Raw genomic sequence first — 23828 nt, 5'->3', positions numbered from 1 at the left:
AGAGTGGCTATTCCCGACGGAATAGCCACTCTTTCTCGGTAAGCGGGTAAGGCTGGGGTCAGAGGATGGTCCAGGTGTCGCCGGTGGCGAGGAGACCGGCGAGCTGCTGCTCGGGGGTCTCGGTGACCTTCGCCTTGGCGGCGGCCACCTGCTCCTGCACCACGCTGTCGTAGGACGGGCGGTCGACCGAGCGGAACACGCCGATCGGGGTGTTGCGCAGGTCGAGACCGGGCAGTCGGGACAGCGCGAAGGCGTACGCGGGGTCGTTCACTCCGGCGTCGTGCACCACGATCTCCTCGGCCGGGGTGGCCGCGGTCTCCCGGACCTCCAGCCCGAACCCGCCCGGCGGGTGGACGACGCAGAACTGCCCGTCCTTGCCGAACGTGATCGGCTGCCCGTGCTCCAGCCGGATCAGGTAGTCGTCCCGGGTGGCCGGCTCCTTGAGCTGGTCGAACGCGCCGTCGTTGAAGATGTTGCAGTTCTGGTAGATCTCCACGAACGCGGAACCCTGGTGCTGGGCGGCGGCCCGCAGCACCGACTGGAGGTGCTTGCGGTCCGAGTCGATGGTGCGGCCGACGAAGGTGGCCTCCGCGCCCAGCGCCAGCGACAGCGGGTTGAACGGGGCGTCCGCCGAGCCGACCGGGGTCGACTTGGTGATCTTGCCGACCTCGGAGGTCGGCGAGTACTGCCCCTTGGTCAGGCCGTAGATCCGGTTGTTGAACAGCAGGATCTTGAGGTTGACGTTGCGGCGCAGCGCGTGGATCAGGTGGTTGCCGCCGATCGACAGGGCGTCACCGTCGCCGGTGACCACCCAGACCGACAGGTCCGGCCGGGACACCGACAGGCCGGTGGCGATCGCCGGGGCGCGGCCGTGGATCGAGTGCATCCCGTAGGTGTTCATGTAGTACGGGAAGCGCGACGAGCAGCCGATCCCGGAGACGAAGACGGTGTTCTCCCGGGCGATGTTCAGCTCCGGCATGAACTGCTGGACGGCCGCCAGGATCGCGTAGTCACCGCAACCGGGGCACCAGCGCACCTCCTGGTCGGACTTGAAGTCCTTGGCGGTGAGCTTCAGGGCGACGGGCTCAGACATTCTTCAGGACCTCTTCCAGCGTCGTCTCCAGCTCGGCGGCGGTGAACGGCAGGCCGCGGACCTGGTTGTAGCCGATCGCGTCGACCAGGTACTTGGCCCGGATCACGTGGGCGAGCTGGCCGAGGTTCATCTCGGGGATGACCACCCGGTCGTAGGAGCGCAGCACCTCGCCGAGGTTGGCGGGCATCGGCGCCAGGTGGCGCAGGTGCGCCTGCGCGATCGACAGGCCGCGCTGGCGCAGGCCCCGGCAGGCCGCGCCGATCGGCCCGTACGTCGAGCCCCAGCCGAGCACCAGCACCCGGGCGTCGCCGTCCGGGTCCTCCACCTCGACGTCCGGCACCGGGATCGTCTCGATCCGGGCCGCCCGGGTCCGCACCATGAAGTCGTGGTTCGCCGGGTCGTACGAGATGTCACCGGTCTTGTCGGCCTTCTCCAGGCCGCCGATGCGGTGCTCCAGCCCCGGCGTACCCGGGATGGCCCACGGCCGGGCCAGGGTCTCCGGGTCGCGCAGGTAGGGCAGGAACGTGGTGCCGTCCTCGCCGTTGGGCTCGGTGGCGAACTCGACCCGCAGGTCGGGCAGGGACTCCACGTCGGGCAGCAGCCACGGCTCGGAGCCGTTGGCGACGTAGTTGTCGGACAGCAGGATCACCGGGGTGCGGTAGGTCAGCGCGATCCGGGCCGCCTCCAGCGCCGCGTGGAAGCAGTCGGAGGGCGACTTCGGCGCGATCACCGCGACCGGGGCCTCACCGTGCCGGCCGTGCAGCGCCATGTTCAGGTCGGCCTGCTCGGTCTTGGTGGGCATGCCGGTGGACGGCCCGGCCCGCTGCACGTCGACGATGACCAGCGGCAGCTCCAGCGCCACCGCGAGGGAGATCGTCTCGCTCTTGAGCGCCACGCCCGGGCCGCTGGTGGTGGTGACACCGAGCGAGCCGCCGTACGAGGCGCCCAGCGCGGCGCCGACCGCGGCGATCTCGTCCTCGGCCTGCATGGTGACCACGCCGAACCGCTTGTGCTTGCTCAGCTCGTGCAGGATGTCCGACGCCGGGGTGATCGGGTACGCCCCGAGGAACACCGGCAGCCCGGAGCGGACGCCGGCGGCCACCAGGCCGAGCGAGAGCGCCGCGTTGCCGGTGATGTTCCGGTAGGTGCCCGGCAGCATCTTGGCCGGCTTCACCTCGTACCGGACGGAGAACGAGTCGGTGGTCTCGCCGAAGTTCCAGCCGGCCCGGAAGGCGGCCACGTTCGCGGCGACCAGCTCCGGACGGGCGGCGAACTTGCGCTCCAGGAAGCGCAGCGTCGACTCGTACGGCCGGGAGTACATCCAGGAGAGCAGGCCCAGCGCGAACATGTTCTTGGCCCGCTCGGCGTCCTTCTTGGACACCGCCTGGTCGGCGAGGGCGCCGACCGTCATCGAGGTCAGCGCCACCGGGTGCACCACGTAGCCGGCGAGCGAGTCGTCGTCCAGCGGGCTGGACTCGTAGCCCACCTTGGCCAGATTGCGCCGGGTGAACTCGTCGGTGTTGACGATGATGTCCGCGCCGCGGGGCAGGTCGGCCAGGTTGGCCTTGAGCGCCGCCGGGTTCATCGCCACCAGCACGTTCGGCGCGTCGCCGGGGGTGAGGATGTCGTAGTCGGCGAAGTGCACCTGGAAGCTCGACACGCCGGGCAGCGTGCCGGCGGGCGCCCGGATCTCGGCCGGGAAGTTGGGCAACGTGGAGATGTCGTTGCCCAGCTGCGCCGTCTCGGAGGTGAACCGGTCGCCGGTCAACTGCATGCCGTCGCCGGAGTCACCGGCGAACCGGATGACCACCCGGTCCAGTTGACGGATCTGCTTGGTCACGCCTGCACCTCGCTTCGCTCAGCCCCGTCGCGCGGGCGGCTGAACCTGATGGTGACCCGGCCTTGCCCCGCCACGTGACCTCCTTGACGCGCCGCTGCGCCGATCCGCCCGTGGCTGGTCCGGCCCGCTGTCGTTTCTCACCCCAGAGCCTACGTCGAGCCGTTAGGGCATCCTTGGTGGAGGTCCGACGAGTGGGAACGAATCCGAAGGTTGTTCGTCCGGTTGTGGGCCGTTTCGGGGTGACCGCCGTAATCGAGATCACGGCCGTCGACCCTTACCGGCCGGCCGGTTCAGTCGGATGCCGGATTCGCCGACGGGTCCGGCACCGGCCCGCCCATCCGGCGCCGCAACGAGCTGGTGGCCAGCACGAGCGCCAGCACCACCAGCAGCCCGGAGACCACGATCAGGGTGACCGCGATCCGCTGCGCCGAGGTCATCGCGCCCCCGTCGGAGCTCTGACCGCCCGCGGCGATCACGCCCTGCGAGCCGGTGGGGACCGGGGTGGACGCCGGCGGGGTGGCCAGCGCCACCGCCGCGGTGATCCGGAAGCTCATCTGCATCTGCCGGGTCCGCCCGGAGCGCGGGTCGAGTTGGGCGATCACCGCTCCGGCCAGCGGCGCCTCGCGCTGGGCCTGCGGGGTGGCGGCGACCGGCAGGCGCAGGGTGGCGGTACGGCCCGCCGCCACGGTCCCGGCGTCGCAACGGGTACGCGTCGGCGCGACCACCTCGCAGCCGGGCGTGGAGAGCACGCTGACCCCGTCGGGCAGGACCACCTCGACCCGCCCCGCGGCGTCCACCCGGCCGGTGTTGCTCAGCCGGACGCCCAGTTCGGCGGGGCCGCCGCTGATGTCGAAGGCCACCTCGTCGGCGTCGAGGCTCATTCCGGGCACCGGCGGGCCGGGCGGGAAGAGGACCGCGAAGCCCTCGTTGTCCGCGGCGGTGGCCGTCCCCGCGCCGGACGCGGTGACCCGTACCGAGCCGCTGAGCGGCATCTTCCGCCACGCCTGTCCGTCGACCCGGACCCGGATCAGGCTGGTGAACTTCGCGCCCGGGGCGGCGGCCCACTCGCCGCACTGCCAGTTGCCGCCGCCCGCCGCGGCGCAGCCCGGGGTGCCCGCGTCGGTCACCCCGGCGGGCAGGGTGTAGGTGAGGTGGACCCGCCCGGCGAGCGTCCCGGTGTTGGCGACGGTCACCCGCAGCGTGGTGGTGGTGCTCCGGGCGTTCCAGTAGCCGGGGCCGAGCGCGATGTCGCGGGTGGTGACCCGTACCCCGAGGCCGCCGGTGTCCTGCTGGCTCGGCGCGGGGTCGCCCGGGGGCACCGGCCGGCCGCCGCCACCCTGCGGGGGCGGCGGCGGGGCCGGCGCGGTGGTGGTCGGCGCGGTGGTGGTCGGGGCGGGGTCGCCGGGGGCGGGCGTCGTCGGGGTGGCCGTGGTCGGCTCGGGTGCCGGGGTGGTCGGCTCCGGGTCGGGGGGCAGCGTCGGCGGCGCGGTGGTCGGCAGCGGCGCGGTGGCGGTCGGCTCGACCGGCGGGGTGGTCTCGTCCGTCGGCTCACCACCCGGCGTCGTCGCGTCGGTCGCGGCGGTGACCACCCGTAGCGCCGTCGGGGAGGCGGTGGCCAGCCCCGGCGCGGCCGCGAGCGCGACCGCCAGCCCGGTGGCCAGCGACGCCGCTACCAGTGAAGAGGTACGCCAGGCCAGCGCCCGCCGACCGGGGCGTACGTCCACGCGGGCCATCTGTCCTCCGTGACACTGGGTGAGCTTTCATTATTCGGTAACAGTTGCCGGAGGGCACTAGTCCCACCGGGAAACAAATTCGTAACGTGTTCGGTACGCCTCCCGGGCCGGTCGGGCGGGACCGGTGGCCGGTAGGCTGACCCACCGTGACCGGTTACCTGGGCTCGTACGCGACGCTCGGGCTCCTGCTGCTCGCCAGCGCCCTCTTCTTCGTTACGGCGTTCTCGGCCAATCGGGTGTTACGTCCCAGCCGTCCGGCTGATCCCTGGAGCAAGCGGACCAGCTACGAGTGCGGTCTCGACCCGGTCGGCGGCGACTGGGCGCAGGTGCAGATCCGCTACTACGTGTACGCGTACCTCTACGTCCTGTTCGCGGTCGAGGCGGTCTTCCTCTTCCCCTGGGCGCTGGTCTTCGACCGTCCTGGCTTCGGCCTGGTCACCGTCGCCGAGATGGGCATCTTCGTGGCCGTGGTGGCGCTCGGCATCCTCTACGCCTGGCGCAAGAACATCCTCCGCTGGACCTGACACCCGCGCCGGTCAGGCGAGGCCGCGGCGGGTGAGCGTCGGGGGCCGGTTGCCGCGGATCGAGGCGACCATGTCCAGCACCCGCCGGGTCGGGCGCACCTGGTGGGCGCGGAAGACCCGGGCACCGAGCCAGGCCGAGACGGCGGTCGCGGCGAGGGTGCCCTCCAGTCGTTCCGGCACCGGCAGGTCCAGCGTCTCGCCGATGAAGTCCTTGTTCGACAGGGCCACCAGCAGCGGCCAGCCGGTCCCGGTCAGCTCGTCGAGCCGGCGGGTGATCTCCAGCGAGTGCCGGGTGTTCTTGCCGAAGTCGTGCGCCGGATCGATCAGGATGCCGTCGGGGCGTACCCCCAGGGCCACCGCGCGCTCGGCGAGCCCGGTCACCGTGGTGACCACGTCGGCGACCACGTCGTCGAAGGCGGCCCGGTGCGGCCGGGTCCGCGGAGCGAGCCCGCCGGCGTGCGAGCAGACCAGCCCGGCCCCGGTCTGCGCGGCGACCCGGGCCAGCGCCGGGTCGGCGCCGGACCAGGTGTCGTTGAGCAGGTCGGCGCCGGCCGCCACCGCCTCCACCGCGACCTCGGCTCGCCAGGTGTCGATCGAGATCACCACGTCGGGGAAGGCGGCCCGGACGGCGGCGATGGTGTCCACCGTCCGGCGGATCTCCTCGGCGACGTCGACCTCGTCGCCCGGCCCGGCCTTCACCCCGCCGATGTCGATGATCTCCGCGCCCTCGGTCACCGCGGCCTCCACCGCGCGCAGCGCGCTGTCCTGGGCGAAGGTCGCGCCCCGGTCGAAGAACGAGTCCGGCGTGCGGTTGACGATCGCCATCACCACCAGCTCGCCCGGTGCGAACGTCCGCCCACCGAGCCGCAGCGCCCCGGCCATCCCCGCCTCCCGCCCGTCGCCGGCCGGGTCGCCCGGCCGCTGACGACGCTAGCCGGTCGGCCGGCGCGCCGCCGGGCCGGGACGTCACCAGGGGATCCGGGGCGCTGCGGTGGTTGGGGTCGCTCGGGGGGCGGTCGCCGTGCCACGATCTGTCCATGGGTCAGGTTCTGCTCGTACTGGTCATCGCGTTGACCGTGGCGGCGGTGGTGTTCGGGGTGACGGTGCTGGTCTCCGGCCGGGACGCCGGCCTGGCGCCGGCCGAGCCGGACGGCCGGGCCGTGCCGCTGCCGGGCAGCCGCCCGCTGCGCGAGGCGGACGTCGGCGAGGTCCGCTTCGACACCGCGCTGCGCGGCTACCGGATGGCCCAGGTCGACCAGGCGATGCGCCGGGCCGCCTACGACATCGGCTACAAGGCCGAGCTGATCGGCGTGCTGGAGGCCGAGGTCGCGGCGCTGCGCGAGGGTCGGCTGGCCGACGCCGACGCGCTGCGCCGGGCCCGCGAGGAGGCGGCCGGCAACGCGTCGGCCATCGACCCCGGGTACGCCGAGCTCACGGACGCCACGGTGACACCGGCGCACGGGTCGACCGACGCCCCGCGGGACGTCGAGCCGGGCGCGGCGGCCCCGGACGGCAGCCGGCCGCTCGACGCCGACCGGCCGGCGGCCGACGACGTCGACCGGCCGCTCGACGCGCCGGCCCTGCGCACCGCCGCCGACGCCGGGGCCGAGGCGTCCGTCGACGCCGCGCCCGCCCTGCGTACCGCGGCCGTGGACACCGACCCCCGCTCCGACGGCACCGACTCCGATGCCGACCCGGCCGGCGGGCGGCCCGGCGACAGGGTCCGCTCGGAGTCGCTGTGACCGGCCCGGAGGGCGTGGACGGCCTGCGTGAGGCCGCCCAGCCCGGGGCCGGCGAGTTCACCGCCACGGTGATCGTGGACGCCCCCGCCCCCCGGGTCTTCGCCGCGCTCACCGACTGGGAGCGGCAGTCCGAGTGGATCCCGTTCACCAGGGTCCGCGTCGTCGAGGGCGACGGCGGGGAGGGCACCCTGGTCGAGGCGGTCACCGCGCTCGGGCCGGCGGTGCTGCGCGACGAGATGCGGGTGGTCCGGGTCGACGCGCCGTACGAGGTCGGCGTCGTGCACTGCGGCAAGCTGCTCCGCGGTCCCGGCGTGCTGCGCTGCACCCCGCTGGCCCGGGACCGCACCCAGGTGGTCTGGCACGAGTGGTTCCACCTGCCCGGCGGGCCGGCCGGCCGGGTGGCGTGGCCGCTGCTCTGGCCGGGCTCCAAGGCGAGCCTGACCCTGGCGCTGAAGCGCTTCGCCCGGCTGGTCGAGCAGGGCCGGCTGCCCTGACCCCACCCGGCGCTGTCGGGGCCAGGCCCTAGCCTGTACGCCGTGACTGACCTGGTGACCGGCCCCGACGGCCTGACCCGCTGCGCCTGGGGGTCGAGCACCCCGGACTACGCCGTCTACCACGACACCGAGTGGGGTCGGCCGCTGCGCGGCGACGACGCGCTCTACGAGCGGCTGACGCTGGAGGCGTTCCAGTCCGGCCTGTCCTGGCTGACCATCCTGCGCAAGCGCCCGGCGTTCCGGCTGGCCTTCGACGAGTTCCGGATCGAGCGGGTCGCCGGTTACGGCGACGCCGACGTGGTCCGGCTGCTCGCCGACGCGGGGATCGTCCGCAACCGCGCCAAGATCGAGGCGGCGATCGCCAACGCGCGGGCCGCGCTGGAGCTGCCCGACGGGCTCTCCGCGCTGCTCTGGTCGTACGCGCCGCCGCCCCGGGCCGCCCGGCCGGAGTCGTTCGCCGAGGTGCCCGCCCTGACGCCGGAGTCCACCGCGCTGGCCAAGGCCCTCAAGAAGAGCGGCTTCCGCTTCGTCGGCCCCACCACCGCGTACGCGCTGATGCAGGCCACCGGCATGGTCGACGACCACCTGGCCGGCTGCCACGTGGCCGCCGGCCAGGTGGCCCGTGATGAGATGGGGGCATGACCGCGACCGACCACCGCGCCAGCGGGACGACCGACGTCGACGGGCCGGCTGAGGGCGCCTGGGCGGTGCTCCTGCCGGCCGGCCGGTACGACGCCGAACGCCTCGTCCACCACGACACCCTGGAGCTGCCCGCCCCGGCCGGGGAGTCCCGGCCGCGCCCCGGTGACCCGGTGGCGGTGCTGGTGCCGGAGCCGCCCCGGCTGGTGGCCCTGGGTCGGGTGGCCCGCGCGGGCGCGGACTCGCTGGTGGTGACGTACACCCGGCGGGCCTTCGACGAGCCGGCCCCGGCCGAGCAGGTGCCGGTCGCCGGGCCGGTCACCCCGCTGGACGCCGGGGTCTACCGCGAGCTGGCCGACCGGCTCGGCCCGCCGCCGCTGCGCCGCACCTGGCTGGTCAGCCTGGACCTCCCGATCGAGGCGGACTCCCGGGCCGAGGCGGTCCGGCTCTTCTGGTCGTACGTGCAGGAGCTGGGCCCGGCCGAGCTGCCCGCGTTCGTCTCCCCGTCCGGCGACGAGCTGGCCATGCAGGCGTTCGTGCTGGGCGCCGAGGCGAACCAGGACCCGGAAGAGGACGACTGACCCGGTGAGCGCCGAGCCGGCCCGGCGGACCGGGCCGGCGACAGCGACGTCAGTGGCCCTCGAAGACCGGCTTGCGCTTCTCCACGAACGCCATCGTGGCGGCCTTGTGGTCGGCGGTGGCGCCGCAGATCGCCTGGGCCTGCGCCTCGGCGGCGAGGGCGTCGGCGAGGGTGCCCGCGTCGGCGATGGAAAGCTGACGCTTGATCGCCGCGTACGCGACGGTCGGGCCGGCGGCGAGCCGGGCGGCCAGCTCCTGCGCGGCCGGCAGCACCAGCTCGTCGTCCTCGACCAGCTTGTTCAGCAGGCCCAGCCGGCAGGCCTCCTCGGCGCCGACCGGCTCGGCGAGCATCAGCAGCTCGACGGCCTTGGCGTGGCCGACCAGGCGGGGCAGCGTCCAGGAGGCACCGGTGTCGGCGGCCAGCCCCACCCCGGCGAACGCCATCAGGAACTTCGTCTTCGGGCCGCCGACCCGGAAGTCGGCGAGGAAGGCCAGCGAGGCGCCCGCCCCGGCCGCCATCCCGCGCACCGCGGCCACCACCGGCTTGGGCAGGTTGGCCAGCCGGGCGGCGATCGGGTTGTAGTGCGCCCGCACGGTGTCCAGCGGGTTCGTGGTGGTCGACTGGAGGGTCTGCACGTGCTCGCGCAGGTCCTGGCCGGCGCTGAACTGCCCGCCCGCGCCGGCCAGCACCACGGCCCGGCAGGAACGGTCGGCCTCCAGCTCGGCCAGGCTGTCCCGGAGCGCCTCCTTGAGCGCCACGTCGAGCGAGTTCATCGCCGTGGGGCGGTTCAGCGTCAGGGTGACCACGGCGTCGGTGCGGTCGACGAGCAGCGGCTCGGTCACGTTTCTAACGACCCTTCTGTCGGGCGATGCGGTTGCTGGCGTCGAGGCAGTGCTCGACGTACCGGTCGGCGGCCGGCCGCAGCCGGGCCGCGTGCCGGTCGAAGAAGCTGGCCGCGGCGGTGCCGGGCCAGCGCTCCGGGAGCAGCGCCGGGGGCAGCTGCGGGTCCCGGAACAGGAAGGTACGCCACGCGTGCACCAGCCGGAACCGCGCCGCGTACGCCTCCTCGTCGCCGCTGCGCACGGTCACCCCGGACAGCAGCGGCCGCTGCTCGGCGACGAACCGCTCGTACGCGTGCCCGATCTCGGTGAGGTCCCAGGCCCGGCGGACCACCCCCATCGCGCCCGGCGTGCCGGCGGCGTGCGCGGCGGTGAACCGCTCGTAGCGCACGCCCGCCTCCTCCAGGAGCAGGTCCACGTCGTCGCTCGCCCGGGTGGCCACCCAGGTGTGCTCGTCGAGGGTGCCGTAGCCCAGGAAGGCCAGGTTGGCGGCGAGGCGCTGCCGGTCCCGCCGGGCGGTCGGGGTCTGGAGCACCAGGAGGTCGAAGCGGCCGTCCCAGGTGACCCGGCCGGTGCGGTAGATCCGGGCGCCCGCTTCGTCGAGTCGCCGGGCGGCCTTCGGTGTGATCGAATATCCCGGCCCGGTGGCGAGCCGGAGCGGGTCCAGCCAGCCCTGGCGGACCATCCGGGAGACCGCGGTGCGCACGGCCGGAGGAGCGATCCCGAGCGGCGCCAGTAGCTTGACCAGGGCGGCGACCGGTGCACGGCCACCCCTCGGTCGGAGGTAGTCGCCGTACAGGTCGAAGAGTGCCGACCGTGCCTGCATGACCGCACATTGTGACAGGCCTTCTCAAGATAAGCTAGATGCTGTTACATCAATGCTGCTTCGGTTTGGGTCCGGCGGTGTTCATCAGGGAAAATCGTTGGTCGACACCTCCGCGTACGTTGCGGGTGGTCGTGACGAAGTGGCTGTGGGGCAACCCACCGACCCTGATACAGGTCTGAGGGGAGACAACATGGCGGCGATGAAGCCGCGGACGGGCGACGGTCCGCTGGAAGTCACCAAGGAGGGCCGGGGCATCGTCATGCGGGTCCCGCTGGAGGGCGGTGGCCGGCTCGTCGTCGAGATGACTCCCGACGAGGCCAATGCACTGGGTGATGCCCTGAAGGCGGCCGCCGGCTGATCGACCGACAGGCCGCGCGGCGACGCGCGGGCGGTTCGTCGTATCCCTGAGCCACCGGCCACGGCCGGTGGCTCAGGGTCTTCACCTGTGTACGCGGGTGGCCAGGCCCCGCACCACGATCCTTTCTCGGAGGTACGGTCCAGCGTGCTCGCCATCCGCCTGTCAGCCGGTCCGGACCGGCTCGACACCCTCGTTCTGCCCGTCCGCGCCGCGGCCGACACCGACGGGGGCGACACCCCGGCGACGCTGGCCCCGACCGGGCCGGCCCTGCCCGACGAGGTGCTGGCGGAGGCGACCGCCCTGCTGCCGGTCACCCGGCTGACCGGCCGGGCCGGCGAGACGTACGCGCACCTGCGGCCGGCCCGCACCCCGGCCCGACTGCTGCTGCTCGGCATCGGCGACGGCGCCGACCGGGCCTGGCGGGCCGCCGGGGCGGCGTTGACCCGCGCCGGCAGGGATGAGACGCACATCACGTTTTCGGTGCCGACCGGCACCGGCGCGGAGGCCGTCCGCGCCCTCGTCGAGGGGCTGCTGCTCGCCTCCTACCGGTTCCGGCTGACCGAGGCCGGCGAATCGCCCGCGCTGACCGGGGTGGACCTGCTGGTCGACGACCCCGACGCGTACCGCGACGCGGTCGAGGTCGCCGAGACCACCGCCCGGATGACCCGGCTCGCCCGGGACCTCACCAACACCCCGTCCTCGGTGAAGAACCCGCAGTGGTTCGTCGCGCAGGTCGAGGCGGCCGCGGCCGACCAGCCCGACCTGCACCTGCGGGTACGCGGGCCCGAGGAACTGGCCGCCGAGGGCTTCGGCGGCATCCTCGCCGTCGGCGGCGGCTCGGCGAGCACCCCCCGCATGGTGGAGCTGGACTGGCGGCCCGCCGACGCCCGCACCCACGTGGTGCTGGTCGGCAAGGGCATCACCTTCGACACCGGCGGCATCTCGATCAAGCCGGTGCCGGCGATGAAGCTGATGCGCAAGGACATGGCCGGCGCGGCCGCGGTGGTCGCGGCGACGCTGGGCGCGGCCGCGCTGCGGCTGCCGGTGCGGATCACCACGCTCGCCCCGCTGGCCGAGAACATGGTCAGCGGGTCGGCGTTCCGCCCCGGCGACATCGTCCGCCACTACGGCGGCCTGACCAGCGAGACCACCAACTCCGACGCCGAGGGGCGGCTGGTCCTCGCCGACGCGCTGGCCTACGCGGTCCGGGAGCTCCAGCCGGACCTGCTGATCGACCTGGCCACCCTGACCGGCGCCAACGCGGTCGCGCTCGGCAAGCGCACCGGCGCCCTCTACAGCGAGAACGACCAGCTCGCCGCCGACCTGCTGGCCGCCGTCGACGCCGCCGGCGAGGCCGCCTGGCGGATGCCGCTGGCCGCCGACTACGTCGAGCACCTCGGCAGTGACCTGGCGGACCTGCACAGCTCGCCCGCCGTCGGCGCCGGCTCGGTGACCGCCGCGCTCTACCTGCGCGAGTTCACCGGTGACCTGCGCGACCGGTGGCTGCACATCGACATGTCCGCGCCGTCCTGGGCCGACGGGGACGACGCCGAACTGACCCGGGGCGCGACCGGCTGGGGCGTACGCGGGCTGCTGCGCTGGCTGGCGACGCTGGACTGAGCCGGCGGTCCCGGCTGGCGCGCGGCGGACGCCGGGCCGGGCGGTCGGCTGCGGGTCAGCACTTCACGGCGGCGAGCAGGCCGTGCCCCACCGGCAGCAGCGCCGGGATCCAGTGCTCGGACTCCCGGAGCGCCTTGATCGTCTCCCGGACGGTCACCGTCTCGGCGTCCCGCGCGGCCGGGTCGCCGATCCGCCCGCCGGCCAGGGTGCCGTTGAGGGCCAGCACCCCGCCGGGTCGCAGCAGCCGCAGCGCGGCGTCGACGTACGCGGCGAAGCCGGTCGCCTCGGCGTCGACGAAGACCAGGTCGTACGCGCCGTCCGCGAGCCGTGGCAGCACGTCCAGCGCCCGGCCGGTGATGATCCGGGTACGCCCCGACGGAAAGCCGGCCTCGACGAAGATGCGCCGGGCGATCCGCTGGTGCTCGACCTCCAGGTCGATGGTGGTGAGCACGCCGTCGGCCCGCATCCCGCGCAGCAGCCAGACGCCGCTGACCCCGGTGCCGGTGCCGATCTCCACCACCGCCCGGGCGTTGCCGGCGGCGGCGAGCAGGCGCAGCGCCGCCCCGGCCCCGGGGGTCACCGCGTCGAGGCCGACCTCCCGGGCGAGGCTGCGGGCGGTCCGCAGCACGAGGTCCTCGCCGACGTACGACTCGGCGAACTGCAGCGCCTGCGCCGTGGGAGTGCCGGAATTGGCGACCGTGGCGATGGGACACCTCCGGGCGGCGGGAGTGGTGCGGGGGGCGGGTTGGCGGTATGAGCCTAGAGGCGAGCCTTCCGGCGCGCAGCCGCGCCGTCCGCCGTCGACGATCACGCCCGGCAAGAGCTGATGCCATCCGGCTCATCCGTGCAATCCTGGAAGCGGTATCCCTCGTTTCGCGACGGCCGCCGCACCACGCGGCACGGGGGGTCGGGGGACGGACTGGGAGGCACCGACGTGACCGACGGCTGGGACTGGCGCCAGCCCGGCGGGACTCCGGCACCGGCGGGACCGCCGGCCGGGGCGACGCCGGTGGGGCCGCCTACGGCGCCGCACGGCGCCCCGGGCGGGACGACATCGCCCTGGTGGTCGGACGCGTTGGCCGACCCCTGGCGTGACCCGTACGCGCCGGCCGCCGTGCTCATCCCGGGCGCGCCCGACGCCGGGGCCGGGCCGGAACCGGTCAGCGACCCGGACGCCCCGGGCCGGCCGAAGCTGCGCCAGCTGCTGCTCGTCCCGCTGATCACCGCGCTGCTCGCCGGGTCCCTCGGCGGAGCCCTCGGGTACGCCTTCGCGGTCCGCGGCGGGGCCGGGGGCGGGGTGGCGCTCGGCGCCCGACCGGCCGAGGCGCCGGGCCTGGCCCAGCGTCGCCCCGAGTCGCTGGCCGGGGTCGCCGAGAAGGTCCTGCCCAGCGTGGTGACCGTCCGGGTGTCCAGCCTGGGCGGGGTGAGCGAGGGCTCGGGCTTCATCGTCAGCGCCGACGGGCACGTGATCACCAACGACCACGTGGTCTCCGGCGCCACCGGCCGGGCCTCGGTGGTCTTCAACGACGGCAGCACCGCGCCGGCCACGGTCGTCGGCCAGGACCCGGAGTCGGACATCGCGGTGATCAAGGTCAGCCGCACCGGCCTGCGCCCGGTGGAGTTCGGCGACTCCGACGCGCTGGCGGTCGGCGACCCGGTGCTCGCCATCGGCTCGCCGCTCTCGCTGGCCAACACCGTCACCGCCGGCATCGTCAGCGCCCTGGACCGCACCATGCAGGCCGGGGAGCCCGGTGGCCCGGTCCGCTACTACGCGGCGATCCAGACCGACGCGGCGGTCAACCACGGCAACTCCGGCGGCCCGCTGGTCGACTCCGCGGGCCGCGTGATCGGGGTCAACTCCACGATCAAGTCACTGGTCGCCGAGGGACAGGAGGCGGGCAACATCGGCCTCGCCTTCGCCATCCCGATCAACCAGGCCAAGCGGATCACTCAGGACATCATCGGCACCGGCAAGGCCCGCCGTACCGTGATCGGCGCGCAGGTGGGCGGCGCCGGCACGGTCACCGGCGGCGCCGGCGTACGGCTGGCGGCGGTGGAGCCGTCCGGGCCGGCGGCCGGCGCGGGGCTGAAGGCCGGGGACGTGATCCTCAAGCTGAACGGCCGCCCGATGACCGAGCCGACCGACCTGATCGCGCTGGTACGCAAGTTCGCGCCGGGATCCGTGGTGACGGTGGAGTACCGGCGGGGGTCGGCCCGGCAGAACACCTCGGTGACGCTCGCCGCAGACGCCAAGTGAGGACCGGTCACCCCCTCCCGGCCGGGCACCCGACGTGCGTAGTCTTGCCCTGACGCCGACGAGGAGGCCCCAGCAGTGCTCGACAACCTGAACTGGTGGGAGATCGGTGCGCTGCTGCTCTTGGCGCTGCTGATCTTCGGTGACCGGCTGCCCAACGTCATCAACGACGGCCTGCGGATGATCCGCAACCTGCGCGGCATGGCCCGCAACGCGACCGGCGACCTGAGCCGCGAGCTGGGCACCGACATCCAGCTGGAGGACCTGCACCCCAAGGCGTTCATCCGCAAGCACCTGCTCAGCGAAGAGGACGAGCAGGCGATCCGGAAGCCGTTGCAGGGCGTCTACGACAACCTGCGGGCGGACGTGACCGGCGTGCACAACGAGCTCAAGGACGTCGCCGACGCCGCCGACCCGCGCGGCAGGGGCGGCCGCAAGGCCACCGCCACGGGCGGCGCCCCCGCCCCGGCCCCCCGCCCGAGCTACGACGACGCCACCTGACGCACTCCCCACCTGACCGAACCCGCACCACGCCCCCGTCGCGCGCGCTTCGCGCGCCCGAGCCGGGCAAGGCGCGCGGAGCGTGCACATACAGAGAAAGAGTGGCCTCCCAAGCCCGGAAGGCCACTCTTTCTCTTGATCTGTGCGGATCTTGGGGCGCGCGGAGCGCGGGGGTGGGGTGGGTCGTCAGCGGCCGGCGGGCTTGAGGCCGAGGGGCTTGCCGAGGAGGGACTCGCGGCGGACGGCGAGGCGGTCGGCGATCTGGGCCAGCGCCTTCGAGGCCGGGGCGTCCGGCTCGGCCAGCACGATCGGGTTGCCGGCGTCGCCGCCCTCGCGTACCCGGGTGTCGAGCGGGATCTGACCCAGCAGCGGCACCTGCGCGCCGATCGTCCGGCTCAGCGACTCGGCCACGGCCTGGCCGCCACCGGCGCCGAAGACCTCCATCCGCGAGCCGTCGGGCAGCTCCAGCCAGGCCATGTTCTCGATGACGCCGACCACCCGCTGGTGGGTCTGCAGGGCGATCGCGCCGGCCCGCTCGGCGACCTCGGCGGCCGCGGCCTGCGGCGTGGTCACCACCAGGATCTCGGCGTTCGGCAGCAGCTGGGCCACCGAGATGGCGATGTCGCCGGTGCCCGGCGGCAGGTCGAGCAGGAGCACGTCCAGGTCGCCCCAGTAGACGTCGCCGAGGAACTGCTGGAGCGCCCGGTGCAGCATCGGGCCGCGCCACACCACGGCGGCGTTGCCCGGGGTGAACATGCCGATCGAGATCACCTTCACGCCGTGCGCCTGCGGCGGCATGATCATGTCCTCGACCCGGGTCGGCCGGCCGTCCGCGCCGAGCATCCGGGGCACCGAGTGGCCGTAGATGTCCGCGTCGACCACGCCGACCGAGAGGCCCCGGGCGGCCAGCGCGGCGGCCAGGTTGACCGTCACGCTCGACTTGCCGACGCCACCCTTGCCGCTGGCCACCGCGTACACCCGGGTCCGGGAGCCGGGCTGGGCGAACGGGATCACCGGCTCCTCGGCGGCGTTGCCGCCGCGCAGCTTCGACTGGAGCTCCTGGCGCTGCTCGGGGCTCATCACGCCGAACTCGATCTCGACGCCCGTCACGCCGGGGACCGCCCCCACGGCGGTGGTGATGTCGGAGCGCAGCTTGTCCTTCAGCGGGCAGCCGGCGACGGTGAGCAGCAGCTCGACGCGTACGACGCCGTCGTCGCCGATCACGGCGGAGCGGACCATGCCGAGGTCCGTGATCGGACGGCGGATCTCCGGGTCGTTGACGGTGGCCAGGGCGGCCTGGATCGCGTCGGAGATGGTGCTGACGGGAGCTGACATGCCCGCAATGCTACGTCGGGGGTGTTCCGTCGCCGCCGCCAGCAGGGCCGGTGTGAGCGAATCGATGGCCCCTCCGCCGGGCCCGGGCCCCGTCGGTCAGCCCTCCGGCCGGCCGTCGCGGGCGTAGTCGCCGTCCAGGTCGTCGCGGGGCTCGTCGAGGCCCTCGCCGCCCCGCCGCACGGCCTTCTCCTGCTGCCGGCGTTCCAGCCGCTGCCGGCGCTGGGCCGCCTCGTCCAGCTCCTCGGCCAGCCGGGCCAGCTCGGAGCGGAGGAAGTCCCGGGTGGCCACCTCACCCATGGCGATCCGCAGCGCGGCGATCTCCCGGGTCAGGTACTCCGTGTCGGCCTTCTGCAGGGTGGCCCGCCGCCGGTCCTCCTCCAGCGCCACCCGGTCCCGGTCGGCCTGCCGGTTCTGCGCGAGCAGGATCAGCGGGGCCGCGTACGAGGCCTGCAACGACAGAATCAGGGTGAGGAAGGTGAAGGTGTACGGGTCGAAGCGCAGGTGCGCCGGGGCCAGGGTGTTCCAGCCGAACCAGAGCGCGATGACCACCGTCATGTAGACGATGAAGTTCGCCGTGCCCATGCCCCGGGCGATCCCCTCGGACCACCGGCCGAAGGCCTCCGGGTCGAACCGGGGCAGCTTGACGCCCCGGGGCTCGCGCGGCTGGTCCAGTCGCTCGGCCCGTCGCTGGTCAGCCATCGGCGCTGTCCGTCCCCTCGGCGGGGCCCGGGGCCGGTACGGCGTCCCGGTCCCGCCAGTCGCGCGGCAGCGAGTGGTCGAGCACGTCGTCGACCGTGACCGCGCCGACCAGCCGGTTGTTGCGGTCCACCACCGGCATCGCGACCAGGTCGTAGGTGGCCATCCGGCGGGTGATCTCCGGCAGTGGGGTGGTCGGCCGCAGCGGGTCGATGTCGTTGACCACCACCCCGCCGAGCATCTCCGCCGGTGGCTCCCGCAGCAGCCGCTGGAAGTGCACCATGCCCAGGTAGCGGCCGGTGGGCGTGGTCATCGGCGCGCGGGCCACGAACACCTGGGCCGCGACGGCCGGGGAGAGCTGCTCCTCCCGGATCCGGGCGAGCGCCTCCGCGACGGTGGCGTCCGGCGGCAGGATCACCGGCTCGGAGGTCATCACGCTGCCCGCCGTGCCGGAGGCGTAGCGCAGCAGCTGGCGGACCGGATCGGCCTCGTTCGGCTCCATCAGGTCCAGCAGCACGTCCTGCTCCGGCGGCGGCAGCTCGTTGAGCAGGTCGGCGGCGTCGTCCGGGTCCATCTCCTCCAGCACGTCGGCGGCCCGTTCCCGGTCCAGCGCGGCGAGGATCTCCACCTGGTCGTGCTCGGGCAGCTCGCTGAGCACGTCGGCGAGGCGTTCGTCGTCCAGCGCCGCCGCGACCTCGTTGCGCCGCGCGTCGGGCAGGTCCTGCAGGGCGTTGGCCAGGTCGGCGGGGCGCATGTCCTCCAGCACGGCGAGCAGGTTGGCCGTACCCCGGTTGGCGGCGATGCCGCTCAGCCCGCGCACCCGGTCCCACTCCACCTGGTGCAGGTGGCCGCGGCGGGTGAGCCGGCCGGTCTGCTCGCGGACGGCGACCCGGGACAGCGACCACTCGCCACCCCGGCTGCACTCCATCGCCACATCGACCACCGCGCCCGGCTGGCCGCCCGGTTCGAGCTGGACCCGCCGGTCCAGCAGCTCCTGAAGCACCAGCAGCTCGTTGGGGCGCTTCTCGAAGCGGCGCAGGTTGAGGGTGCCGGTGCCGAGCACCACCGCGTCCGCGTCGATGGAGGTGATCCGGTTGATGGACAGGAAGATCCGCCGGCGCATCGGCATCTCGGCGACCAGACCCACCACCTCGGGGGGACGTTGGGTCGGCCGGATCCGGGCCACCGCGTCACGCACCCGGCCCACCTGGTCACCGTTCGGGTCGAAGACGGCGACTCCGGCGAGTCGGGCGATGTAGACCCGGTTCGGCGTGCTCACGGGCACCAGCCTAAGCGCCTAGTGTTTATCAACATGTCGACCTTGGCCTACGAGATCGTGGACGTCTTCACCGATCGCCCGTTCGCCGGCAACCCGCTGGCCGTGGTGTTCGGCGCCGAAGGGCTCGCCACCGAACAGATGCAGGCGCTCGCGCTGGAGTTCAACCTCTCGGAAACGGTGTTCGTGCTGCCGCCCACCCAGGTCGGGGCCACCTACCGGGCCCGGATCTTCACCCCGGCCGCGGAGTTGCCGTTCGCCGGGCACCCCAGCGTCGGCGCGGCGGTGACCGCCAGCCGGCGCGGGATGTTCGGTGTGGGCAGTATCACCCAGGAGTGCGGCGCCGGGGTGCTGCCGATCGAGGTCGGCGAGACCGGTGCCACCCTGACCGGCGGCACCCCCACCCTCGGGCCGGAGCTGGACCCGGAGCCGCTGCTGGAGATGGCCGGCCTCACCGCCGACGACCACGCCGGCCCGGCGCCCCGGGTGGCCGGCTGCGGGCTGGAGTTCCCCTACCTTCCGGTCCGCCCGGACGCGGTGGCCCGCGCCAAGGTCAACGCGGCGGCGGCGGAACGGTACGGGGTGGAGCATGTCAGCGTCTTCTCCTGGGACGCCGAGACGCAAACCGCGCACGCCCGCGTCTTCGTGCCCGGGCTCGGCGTGCCGGAGGACCCGGCCACCGGCTCGGCCGCCCTCGGGCTCGGTGTCTGGCTGGTCGCCAGCGGGCTGCTCCCCGGCGACGGGCGCTCCGAGTACGCGGTCCGCCAGGGCATCGAGATCCACCGCCCGTCGGCGCTGACCTGCACGGTGACCGCGGAGGACGGGGCGGCGGTCGGCGCTACCGTCTCCGGCCAGGTCATGGCCGTGGCCCGGGGCGAGATCCTGGTCCCGCCGTTCGTCGGTTGACCGGTGACCGCACGCCCCACGTACGAGAGGATGCCGGTGTGACGGACGAGGTGGACGCCCCGGTGTCGACGCCCCTGGTCGACGAGGCGATGAAGAAGGCGGCCGTGGCCTGGGTGAGCGTCGGCGACGGCCCGGCGCTGGCGCTGTGGTGCGTACCGCTGGAGGGGTCGCTCTTCGTGGTCAGCGGGCCGGGCGAGCAGTCCGCGCCCGGGTTGGCCGAGGCGGCGCAGGCGCGGGTGACCCTGCGCGGCGACCACGGCGGGCGGATCGTGACCTGGCCGGCCCGGGTGACCCGGTTGGCGCCGGGGACCGAGGCGTGGGAGACCTCCGCCCCGCTGGTGGCGGCGAAGCGGCTGAACGCCCCCGGACCCACCGCCGACCTGGTGGCCCGCTGGGCGGCCGACGGCTGCGCGCTGACCCGGCTCGCCCCGGCCGGCGCGCCGGACGCCGGCCCGGACCTGCCGGCCGACTCGCTGGCCGAGGTGCCGCGCGAGACTCCCGCCGTGCACGCCACCCGTAAACCGTTCCGCCTGCACAAGGTCCGCCGCCGCTGAGTCGCCGGCCCGGCGCTCAGCAACCCACCGGCACCGCGTCGACCAGCTCGACCACCTCGCTCAGCGAACCGACGACCGGGCCGTCCCAGTCCGGCTCGGCGTCGAAGACCAGGTGCCCGGCCAGGTCGGGGGCGGCCAGCCGCACGGCGGTCATCCCCGCCCGCTGCGCGCCGGTCAGCTCCCGGCTGCCGCCGTCACCGACGTAGAGGCAGTCCTCGGGCCGCACGGCGAGCCGGCGGCAGGCGGCCAGGTAGAGCGCCGGGTCCGGCTTGCACCGGCCGACGTGGACGGAGAAGATCCGCGCGTCGAGCAGCGGGGCGACAGCCAGCTGCGGCAGGAACGCCGGCAGCTCGTGGGTGCAGTCGCTGACCACGCCGGTGCGGACGCCCCGCTCCCGCAGCGCGGCGAGCGCGGGCACCGCGTCGTCGCGCAGCCGGGTGTCGGCGCGTACCGCCCGGTGCCGGGAGGCCACCGCCGCCCGGACGGCGTCGTCGGAGGGGTGGACGCCGGCTTGGGCGCAGACCCAGCGCAGCGTCGCCTCGGCGTTGCCGTGCCGGCCGCTGGCCCGCTGGTAGAAGGTGCGGTCGAGGACCGCCGCGAGCGTGTCGACGGGACAACCGAGCAGCTCGGCGGTGGTTTCGTGGGCCGCGCCTCGCTGGACGCAGCGGGTCAGGGTGCCGAAGAAGTCGAACAGCACCGCGGGGTACCTGGGCATGGGAAAGCGCCTCCGGACGTCGAGGGATCGCCGGCGCGGACGCGCATGATCGTAACGGAGCGTTGACGCTGAGTGGTGTCCAAAGTTGTGTGAGTATTGCTCTCCGTGTCACGCACCCCGCACCGCCCGACGGTGGACCCGCTGACCGTCGGCGTCCTCGCGCTCGCCGTCGCCGCCGTCTCCTCCTCCGCCCCGCTGATCGCCTTCGCCGCGGCCCCGGCGCTGGCCGTCGCGTTCTGGCGCAACCTGCTCTCGGTCGCCGTGCTCGGCCCGTTCTCGCTGGCCCGCCGCCGGGCCGAGTTCCGGGCGCTGACCGTCGGGGCGGGCCGGCGGGAGGGCTGGTACTGCGCGCTCTCCGGCGTGGCGCTGGCCGCCCACTTCGCCACCTGGATGCCGAGCGCCCAGCTCACCTCGGTCGCCGCGGCGACCGCACTCGGCGCCACCCAGCCGGTCTGGCAGGGACTGATCGCCCGCTGGCAGGGCCGCCACCTGCCGTACGCCGTCTGGGTCGGCATCGCGGTGGCCGTGACGGGCGCGGTGCTCGCCACCGGCGCGGACGTCGCCGTCTCCGGGCGGGCCTTCGCCGGGGACCTGCTGGCGATCACCGGCGGCCTGTTCGCCGCGGTCTACACCGCGTTCGGCGAGCGCGCCCGCGCCACCATCAGCACCACCACCTACACCACCATCTGCTACGGGGTGTGCGCGCTGATCCTGCTGGTGGTGTGCCTGGTCGGCGGGGTGCGACTGCGCGGGTACGACTCCGCCACCTGGCTGGCCATCCTCGGCCTGGTCGCCGGCGCCCAACTGCTCGGGCACTCGATGTTCAACTACGCCCTGCGCCGCGTCTCGGCCACCACGGTCAGCGTGCTGATCCTGCTGGAGGCGCCCGGAGCCGCCCTGATCGGCTGGGTCTGGCTCGGCCAGCTGCCCCGCCCGCTCGCCCTGCCCGGGCTGGCCCTGCTGCTGGTCGGGGTGGCCGTGGTGGTGCTCGGTGGCGCCCGCGCGGGCCGCCGCCCCGCACCGGCCCCGGTCCCCGCCGACGCCGCGCCACCCACCGGCTGAGCGGTCGGGGCTTCGCGGGAGAACAGCGATTCCACCGCCACGACCGCCGCTCGCGCGTGAGAGTGCGGAGGGAGGTGTGGCGAGATGGCGCGGCGACCGGGCGACGAGGACGAGGCCGACAGCGGCACCGTCGTCACCCCGTCGGCCGAGTTCCCGCCGCTCGCCCCGGAGGAACTGAGCACCCTGCGCCGGATCGGCGACCGCTGGCGCGGCGACCAACCCGGCGAGCTGCCGATCGACCCGACCCTCGGTCGGCACGGGGAGCCTCCCACCCCGACCCGCTTCGGCCGGCTCGCCCCGATCGCCATGTTCCGCCGGAAGCAGCCGGACGAACTGGTCGCCACCGAACCGGCCAACCTGCCCGGCACCCGGTTCGGCCGGGCGCTGACCCGGCTGCGCCGGGCCGTCTTCGGTCCGCCGCTGTCCAGCGCGGCGGTGCTCTACGAGCGGATGCGCAAGCTGGTGGCGCTGCCGGTGCTCTCCTCCGACCTGCTCAGTTCGGTGGCGTACGGGCCGGAGGCGATGCTGGCCGTGCTGGTGCTGGCCGGCAGCGCGGCGTTGGGGCTATCCCTGCCGCTGGCCGCCGGGCTGGTGCTGCTCATGATGGCAGTCGGCATCTCCTACCGGCAGACCATTCCCGCCTACCCGCACGGCGCGGGCTCGTACATCGTCGCGGGGGACAACCTGGGCGCCGGGGCGGGGCTGACCGCCGCGGCCGGGCTGATGCTCGACTACGTGCTGACCGTGGCGGTGTCGGTGGCCGCCGGGGTGCACGCGGTCACCTCGGCGCTGCCCGGGCTGGCGCCGTTCGCCGTGCCGCTCGGCGTGCTGGTGATCGCCGTGCTGCTCGCCGGCAACCTGCGCGGGGTCCGGACCGCCGGCAACATCTTCGTGCTCCCCACGTACGCCTTCGTGGTCGCGCTGCTGGCGCTGCTGGTGGTCGGCTACCTGCGGGTGGCCGGACGCGGCTTCACGCCGGTGCCGCCGCCGGCGGTGCCGGCGGCCGAGGGGCTCGGCCTGCTGCTGGTGCTGCGGGCCTTCGCCTCGGGCGCGGTGTCGATGACCGGCATCGAGGCGGTGTCCAACGCGGTCCCGGCGTTCCGCCCGCCGGAGTGGCGCAACGCCCGCACCACGCTGGGTTGGATGGTGGCGATGCTGGTGCTGCTCTTCGCCGCGCTCACCCTGCTGATCCACCTGGCCGGCCTGGTGCCGAGGCCGGACCAGACCCTGCTCTCCCAGCTGGCCCGGGTCACCTTCCCGACCGGCCCCTGGTACGGCCTGATCCAGGCCGCCACCGCGCTGATCCTGTTGCTGGCCGCGAACACCGCCTTCAACGACTTCCCCCGGCTGCTGTTCTTCATGGCCCGGGCCGGCCACGCGCCGCGCCGCTTCCTGCACATGGGGGACCGGCTGGCGTTCAGCAACGGCCTGGTCGCCCTCGCCGCGACCGCCGCGCTGATCTTCGTCACCTTCGGCGGGTACACCGAGCGGCTGATCCCGCTCTACGCGGTCGGGGTGTTCCTCGCCTTCACCCTCTCCCAGGCCGGGATGGTGGTGCACTGGCGCCGCCGGCGCGGGGCCGGCTGGCGGCGCCGGCTGGCGCTCAACGCGGTCGGCGCCACGCTCTCCGGGCTGGTGCTCGTCACCGCGGCGGTCGCCAAGTTCACCGAGGGCGCCTGGGTGGTGGTGATCGCCGTACCGCTGCTGGTGCTGCTCTCCCACCGGGTGCACCGGCACTACCGGAACCTGCACGCCGCGCTGGCCCTGCACCCGCCGCCGGTCGGGCCCGTCGCCGCCGGGCCCGCCGAGGGCGAGGAGTTGCCCCAACAGGTACGCCACCTGGTGGTGGTCCCGATGGCCCGGCTCAACCGGGCATCGCTGCGCGCCCTGGCGTACGCGGTGTCGCTGGGCCAGCCGACCCTGGCGGTGCACATCGCGCCGGAGGAGGCGGAGGCGGACCGGTTTCGCGAGCAGTGGCGGGCCTGGGGCGACCACGTGCGGCTGGAGACCATCGTGTCGCCGTACCGGGCGGTGATCGGGCCGCTGGCGCACTACCTGGAGGCGCTGCACGACACCGGGCCGGAGCTGGTGCTGACCGTGATCGTGCCGGAGGTGGTGCTGCGCCGGAGCTGGCACCGCCCGCTGCACAGCCGGGCCGAGCAGCGGCTGCGCCGGGCGTTGCGGCCGCTGCCGGGGGTGGTGGTCACCAGCGTCCCGGTGCACCTCAGCGAGTGACCGCCG

The 23828-nt window shown here is 74.3% G+C and carries 24 protein-coding genes; 13 read left to right on the top strand and 11 right to left on the bottom strand.

Annotation, left to right across the window (positions count from 1 at the left end; translation table 11 throughout):
- Positions 1–58 precede the first annotated feature (58 nt).
- The 3 genes from FHX75_RS13395 to FHX75_RS13385 all read right to left on the bottom strand — a co-directional run bounded on the left by FHX75_RS13395 (position 59) and on the right by FHX75_RS13385 (position 4666).
- On the bottom strand, positions 59–1093 hold the full coding sequence (locus FHX75_RS13395; RefSeq protein WP_088964140.1) for a 2-oxoacid:ferredoxin oxidoreductase subunit beta: 1035 nt from the start codon (positions 1091–1093) through the stop codon (positions 59–61).
- Positions 1086–2933: a 2-oxoacid:acceptor oxidoreductase subunit alpha gene (locus FHX75_RS13390; protein ID WP_154939890.1), complete on the bottom strand. Its 1848-nt coding sequence runs from the start codon at positions 2931–2933 to the stop codon at positions 1086–1088. The genes FHX75_RS13395 and FHX75_RS13390 overlap by 8 nt, the downstream gene beginning before the upstream one ends.
- A gap of 290 nt (positions 2934–3223) precedes the next feature.
- The gene (locus tag FHX75_RS13385; protein ID WP_154939888.1) at positions 3224–4666 is read right to left on the bottom strand and encodes a hypothetical protein; all 1443 of its coding nucleotides are present in this window, start codon (positions 4664–4666) and stop codon (positions 3224–3226) included.
- Positions 4667–4812: 146 nt separating this feature from the next.
- Here FHX75_RS13385 and ndhC point away from each other — a divergent pair, with 146 nt between their 5' ends.
- Positions 4813–5190 (top strand): NADH-quinone oxidoreductase subunit A, encoded by a 378-nt coding sequence (gene ndhC / locus FHX75_RS13380; RefSeq protein WP_154939886.1) that lies wholly within the window; start codon positions 4813–4815, stop codon positions 5188–5190.
- A 12-nt stretch (positions 5191–5202) separates the two neighbouring features.
- On the opposite strand, the gene folP is transcribed toward ndhC, so the two are convergent.
- The gene (folP, locus tag FHX75_RS13375) at positions 5203–6072 is read right to left on the bottom strand and encodes a dihydropteroate synthase (RefSeq protein ID WP_154939884.1); all 870 of its coding nucleotides are present in this window, start codon (positions 6070–6072) and stop codon (positions 5203–5205) included.
- Positions 6073–6227: 155 nt separating this feature from the next.
- Between folP and FHX75_RS13370 the strand changes: the two genes are divergently transcribed.
- The 4 genes from FHX75_RS13370 to FHX75_RS13355 are packed head-to-tail and all read left to right on the top strand — an operon-like array spanning position 6228 to position 8646.
- Positions 6228–6932 carry a DivIVA domain-containing protein gene (locus FHX75_RS13370; protein WP_154939882.1) on the top strand — a complete coding sequence of 235 codons (705 nt, stop codon included), beginning with the start codon at positions 6228–6230 and terminating at the stop codon, positions 6930–6932.
- Positions 6929–7426 (top strand): SRPBCC family protein, encoded by a 498-nt coding sequence (locus tag FHX75_RS13365; protein WP_154939880.1) that lies wholly within the window; start codon positions 6929–6931, stop codon positions 7424–7426. The genes FHX75_RS13370 and FHX75_RS13365 overlap by 4 nt, the downstream gene beginning before the upstream one ends.
- Before the next feature lie 42 nt (positions 7427–7468).
- The gene (locus FHX75_RS13360) at positions 7469–8068 is read left to right on the top strand and encodes a DNA-3-methyladenine glycosylase I (protein ID WP_154939878.1); all 600 of its coding nucleotides are present in this window, start codon (positions 7469–7471) and stop codon (positions 8066–8068) included.
- Complete coding sequence (locus FHX75_RS13355; protein WP_154939876.1) at positions 8065–8646, top strand: hypothetical protein; 582 nt, start codon at positions 8065–8067, stop codon at positions 8644–8646. Before FHX75_RS13360 ends, FHX75_RS13355 begins: the two co-directional genes overlap by 4 nt.
- A gap of 49 nt (positions 8647–8695) precedes the next feature.
- Here the strand turns inward: FHX75_RS13355 and FHX75_RS13350 are convergent, their stop codons facing one another.
- Both FHX75_RS13350 and FHX75_RS13345 read right to left on the bottom strand, forming a co-directional pair.
- Positions 8696–9487 carry an enoyl-CoA hydratase/isomerase family protein gene (locus tag FHX75_RS13350; RefSeq protein WP_154939874.1) on the bottom strand — a complete coding sequence of 264 codons (792 nt, stop codon included), beginning with the start codon at positions 9485–9487 and terminating at the stop codon, positions 8696–8698.
- Between the two features lie 4 nt (positions 9488–9491).
- Positions 9492–10310: a PaaX family transcriptional regulator gene (locus FHX75_RS13345; RefSeq protein ID WP_154939872.1), complete on the bottom strand. Its 819-nt coding sequence runs from the start codon at positions 10308–10310 to the stop codon at positions 9492–9494.
- A gap of 190 nt (positions 10311–10500) precedes the next feature.
- Between FHX75_RS13345 and FHX75_RS13340 the strand changes: the two genes are divergently transcribed.
- Both FHX75_RS13340 and FHX75_RS13335 read left to right on the top strand, forming a co-directional pair.
- Positions 10501–10668: a DUF3117 domain-containing protein gene (locus tag FHX75_RS13340; protein WP_007455245.1), complete on the top strand. Its 168-nt coding sequence runs from the start codon at positions 10501–10503 to the stop codon at positions 10666–10668.
- Positions 10669–10812: 144 nt separating this feature from the next.
- On the top strand, positions 10813–12288 hold the full coding sequence (locus FHX75_RS13335; RefSeq protein WP_154939870.1) for a leucyl aminopeptidase family protein: 1476 nt from the start codon (positions 10813–10815) through the stop codon (positions 12286–12288).
- A 55-nt stretch (positions 12289–12343) separates the two neighbouring features.
- Here FHX75_RS13335 and FHX75_RS13330 read toward each other — a convergent pair whose 3' ends face one another.
- Positions 12344–12916 (bottom strand): O-methyltransferase, encoded by a 573-nt coding sequence (locus tag FHX75_RS13330; RefSeq protein WP_088964892.1) that lies wholly within the window; start codon positions 12914–12916, stop codon positions 12344–12346.
- A gap of 291 nt (positions 12917–13207) precedes the next feature.
- Between FHX75_RS13330 and FHX75_RS13325 the strand changes: the two genes are divergently transcribed.
- The gene (locus tag FHX75_RS13325; protein ID WP_211364513.1) at positions 13208–14545 is read left to right on the top strand and encodes a S1C family serine protease; all 1338 of its coding nucleotides are present in this window, start codon (positions 13208–13210) and stop codon (positions 14543–14545) included.
- A gap of 75 nt (positions 14546–14620) precedes the next feature.
- Positions 14621–15043, top strand: a complete 423-nt coding sequence (locus FHX75_RS13320; RefSeq protein WP_154939866.1) for a twin-arginine translocase TatA/TatE family subunit — start codon at positions 14621–14623, stop codon at positions 15041–15043.
- Between the two features lie 186 nt (positions 15044–15229).
- Here the strand turns inward: FHX75_RS13320 and FHX75_RS13315 are convergent, their stop codons facing one another.
- The 3 genes from FHX75_RS13315 to FHX75_RS13305 all read right to left on the bottom strand — a co-directional run bounded on the left by FHX75_RS13315 (position 15230) and on the right by FHX75_RS13305 (position 18353).
- Positions 15230–16378, bottom strand: a complete 1149-nt coding sequence (locus tag FHX75_RS13315; RefSeq protein WP_154939864.1) for an Mrp/NBP35 family ATP-binding protein — start codon at positions 16376–16378, stop codon at positions 15230–15232.
- Positions 16379–16474: 96 nt separating this feature from the next.
- Positions 16475–17077, bottom strand: a complete 603-nt coding sequence (locus FHX75_RS13310; RefSeq protein ID WP_154939861.1) for a DUF1003 domain-containing protein — start codon at positions 17075–17077, stop codon at positions 16475–16477.
- Positions 17070–18353: a magnesium transporter MgtE N-terminal domain-containing protein gene (locus FHX75_RS13305; protein ID WP_154939859.1), complete on the bottom strand. Its 1284-nt coding sequence runs from the start codon at positions 18351–18353 to the stop codon at positions 17070–17072. The genes FHX75_RS13310 and FHX75_RS13305 overlap by 8 nt, the downstream gene beginning before the upstream one ends.
- A 33-nt stretch (positions 18354–18386) precedes the next feature.
- On the opposite strand from FHX75_RS13305, the gene FHX75_RS13300 reads away from it, so the two are divergent.
- Complete coding sequence (locus FHX75_RS13300) at positions 18387–19256, top strand: PhzF family phenazine biosynthesis protein (RefSeq protein ID WP_154939857.1); 870 nt, start codon at positions 18387–18389, stop codon at positions 19254–19256.
- Positions 19257–19345: 89 nt separating this feature from the next.
- Entirely contained in the window at positions 19346–19810 is a 465-nt protein-coding gene (locus FHX75_RS13295) for a hypothetical protein (RefSeq protein WP_211364512.1), read from the top strand.
- Between the two features lie 16 nt (positions 19811–19826).
- On the opposite strand, the gene FHX75_RS13290 is transcribed toward FHX75_RS13295, so the two are convergent.
- Positions 19827–20525, bottom strand: coding sequence for an HAD family hydrolase (locus tag FHX75_RS13290; protein WP_154939853.1), 699 nt, complete (start codon positions 20523–20525; stop codon positions 19827–19829).
- 96 nt (positions 20526–20621) lie between these two features.
- Between FHX75_RS13290 and FHX75_RS13285 the strand changes: the two genes are divergently transcribed.
- Positions 20622–21587: a DMT family transporter gene (locus FHX75_RS13285; RefSeq protein ID WP_425463490.1), complete on the top strand. Its 966-nt coding sequence runs from the start codon at positions 20622–20624 to the stop codon at positions 21585–21587.
- 84 nt (positions 21588–21671) lie between these two features.
- Positions 21672–23822, top strand: a complete 2151-nt coding sequence (locus FHX75_RS13280) for an APC family permease (RefSeq protein WP_154939849.1) — start codon at positions 21672–21674, stop codon at positions 23820–23822.
- Positions 23823–23828 lie beyond the last annotated feature (6 nt).

This window comes from Micromonospora palomenae (genome assembly GCF_007829925.1).
Classification (GTDB): Bacteria; Actinomycetota; Actinomycetes; order Mycobacteriales; family Micromonosporaceae; genus Micromonospora; species Micromonospora purpureochromogenes.
Note: the sequence above shows the minus strand (reverse complement) of the source record. Positions and strands in the feature narration are given on the sequence as shown.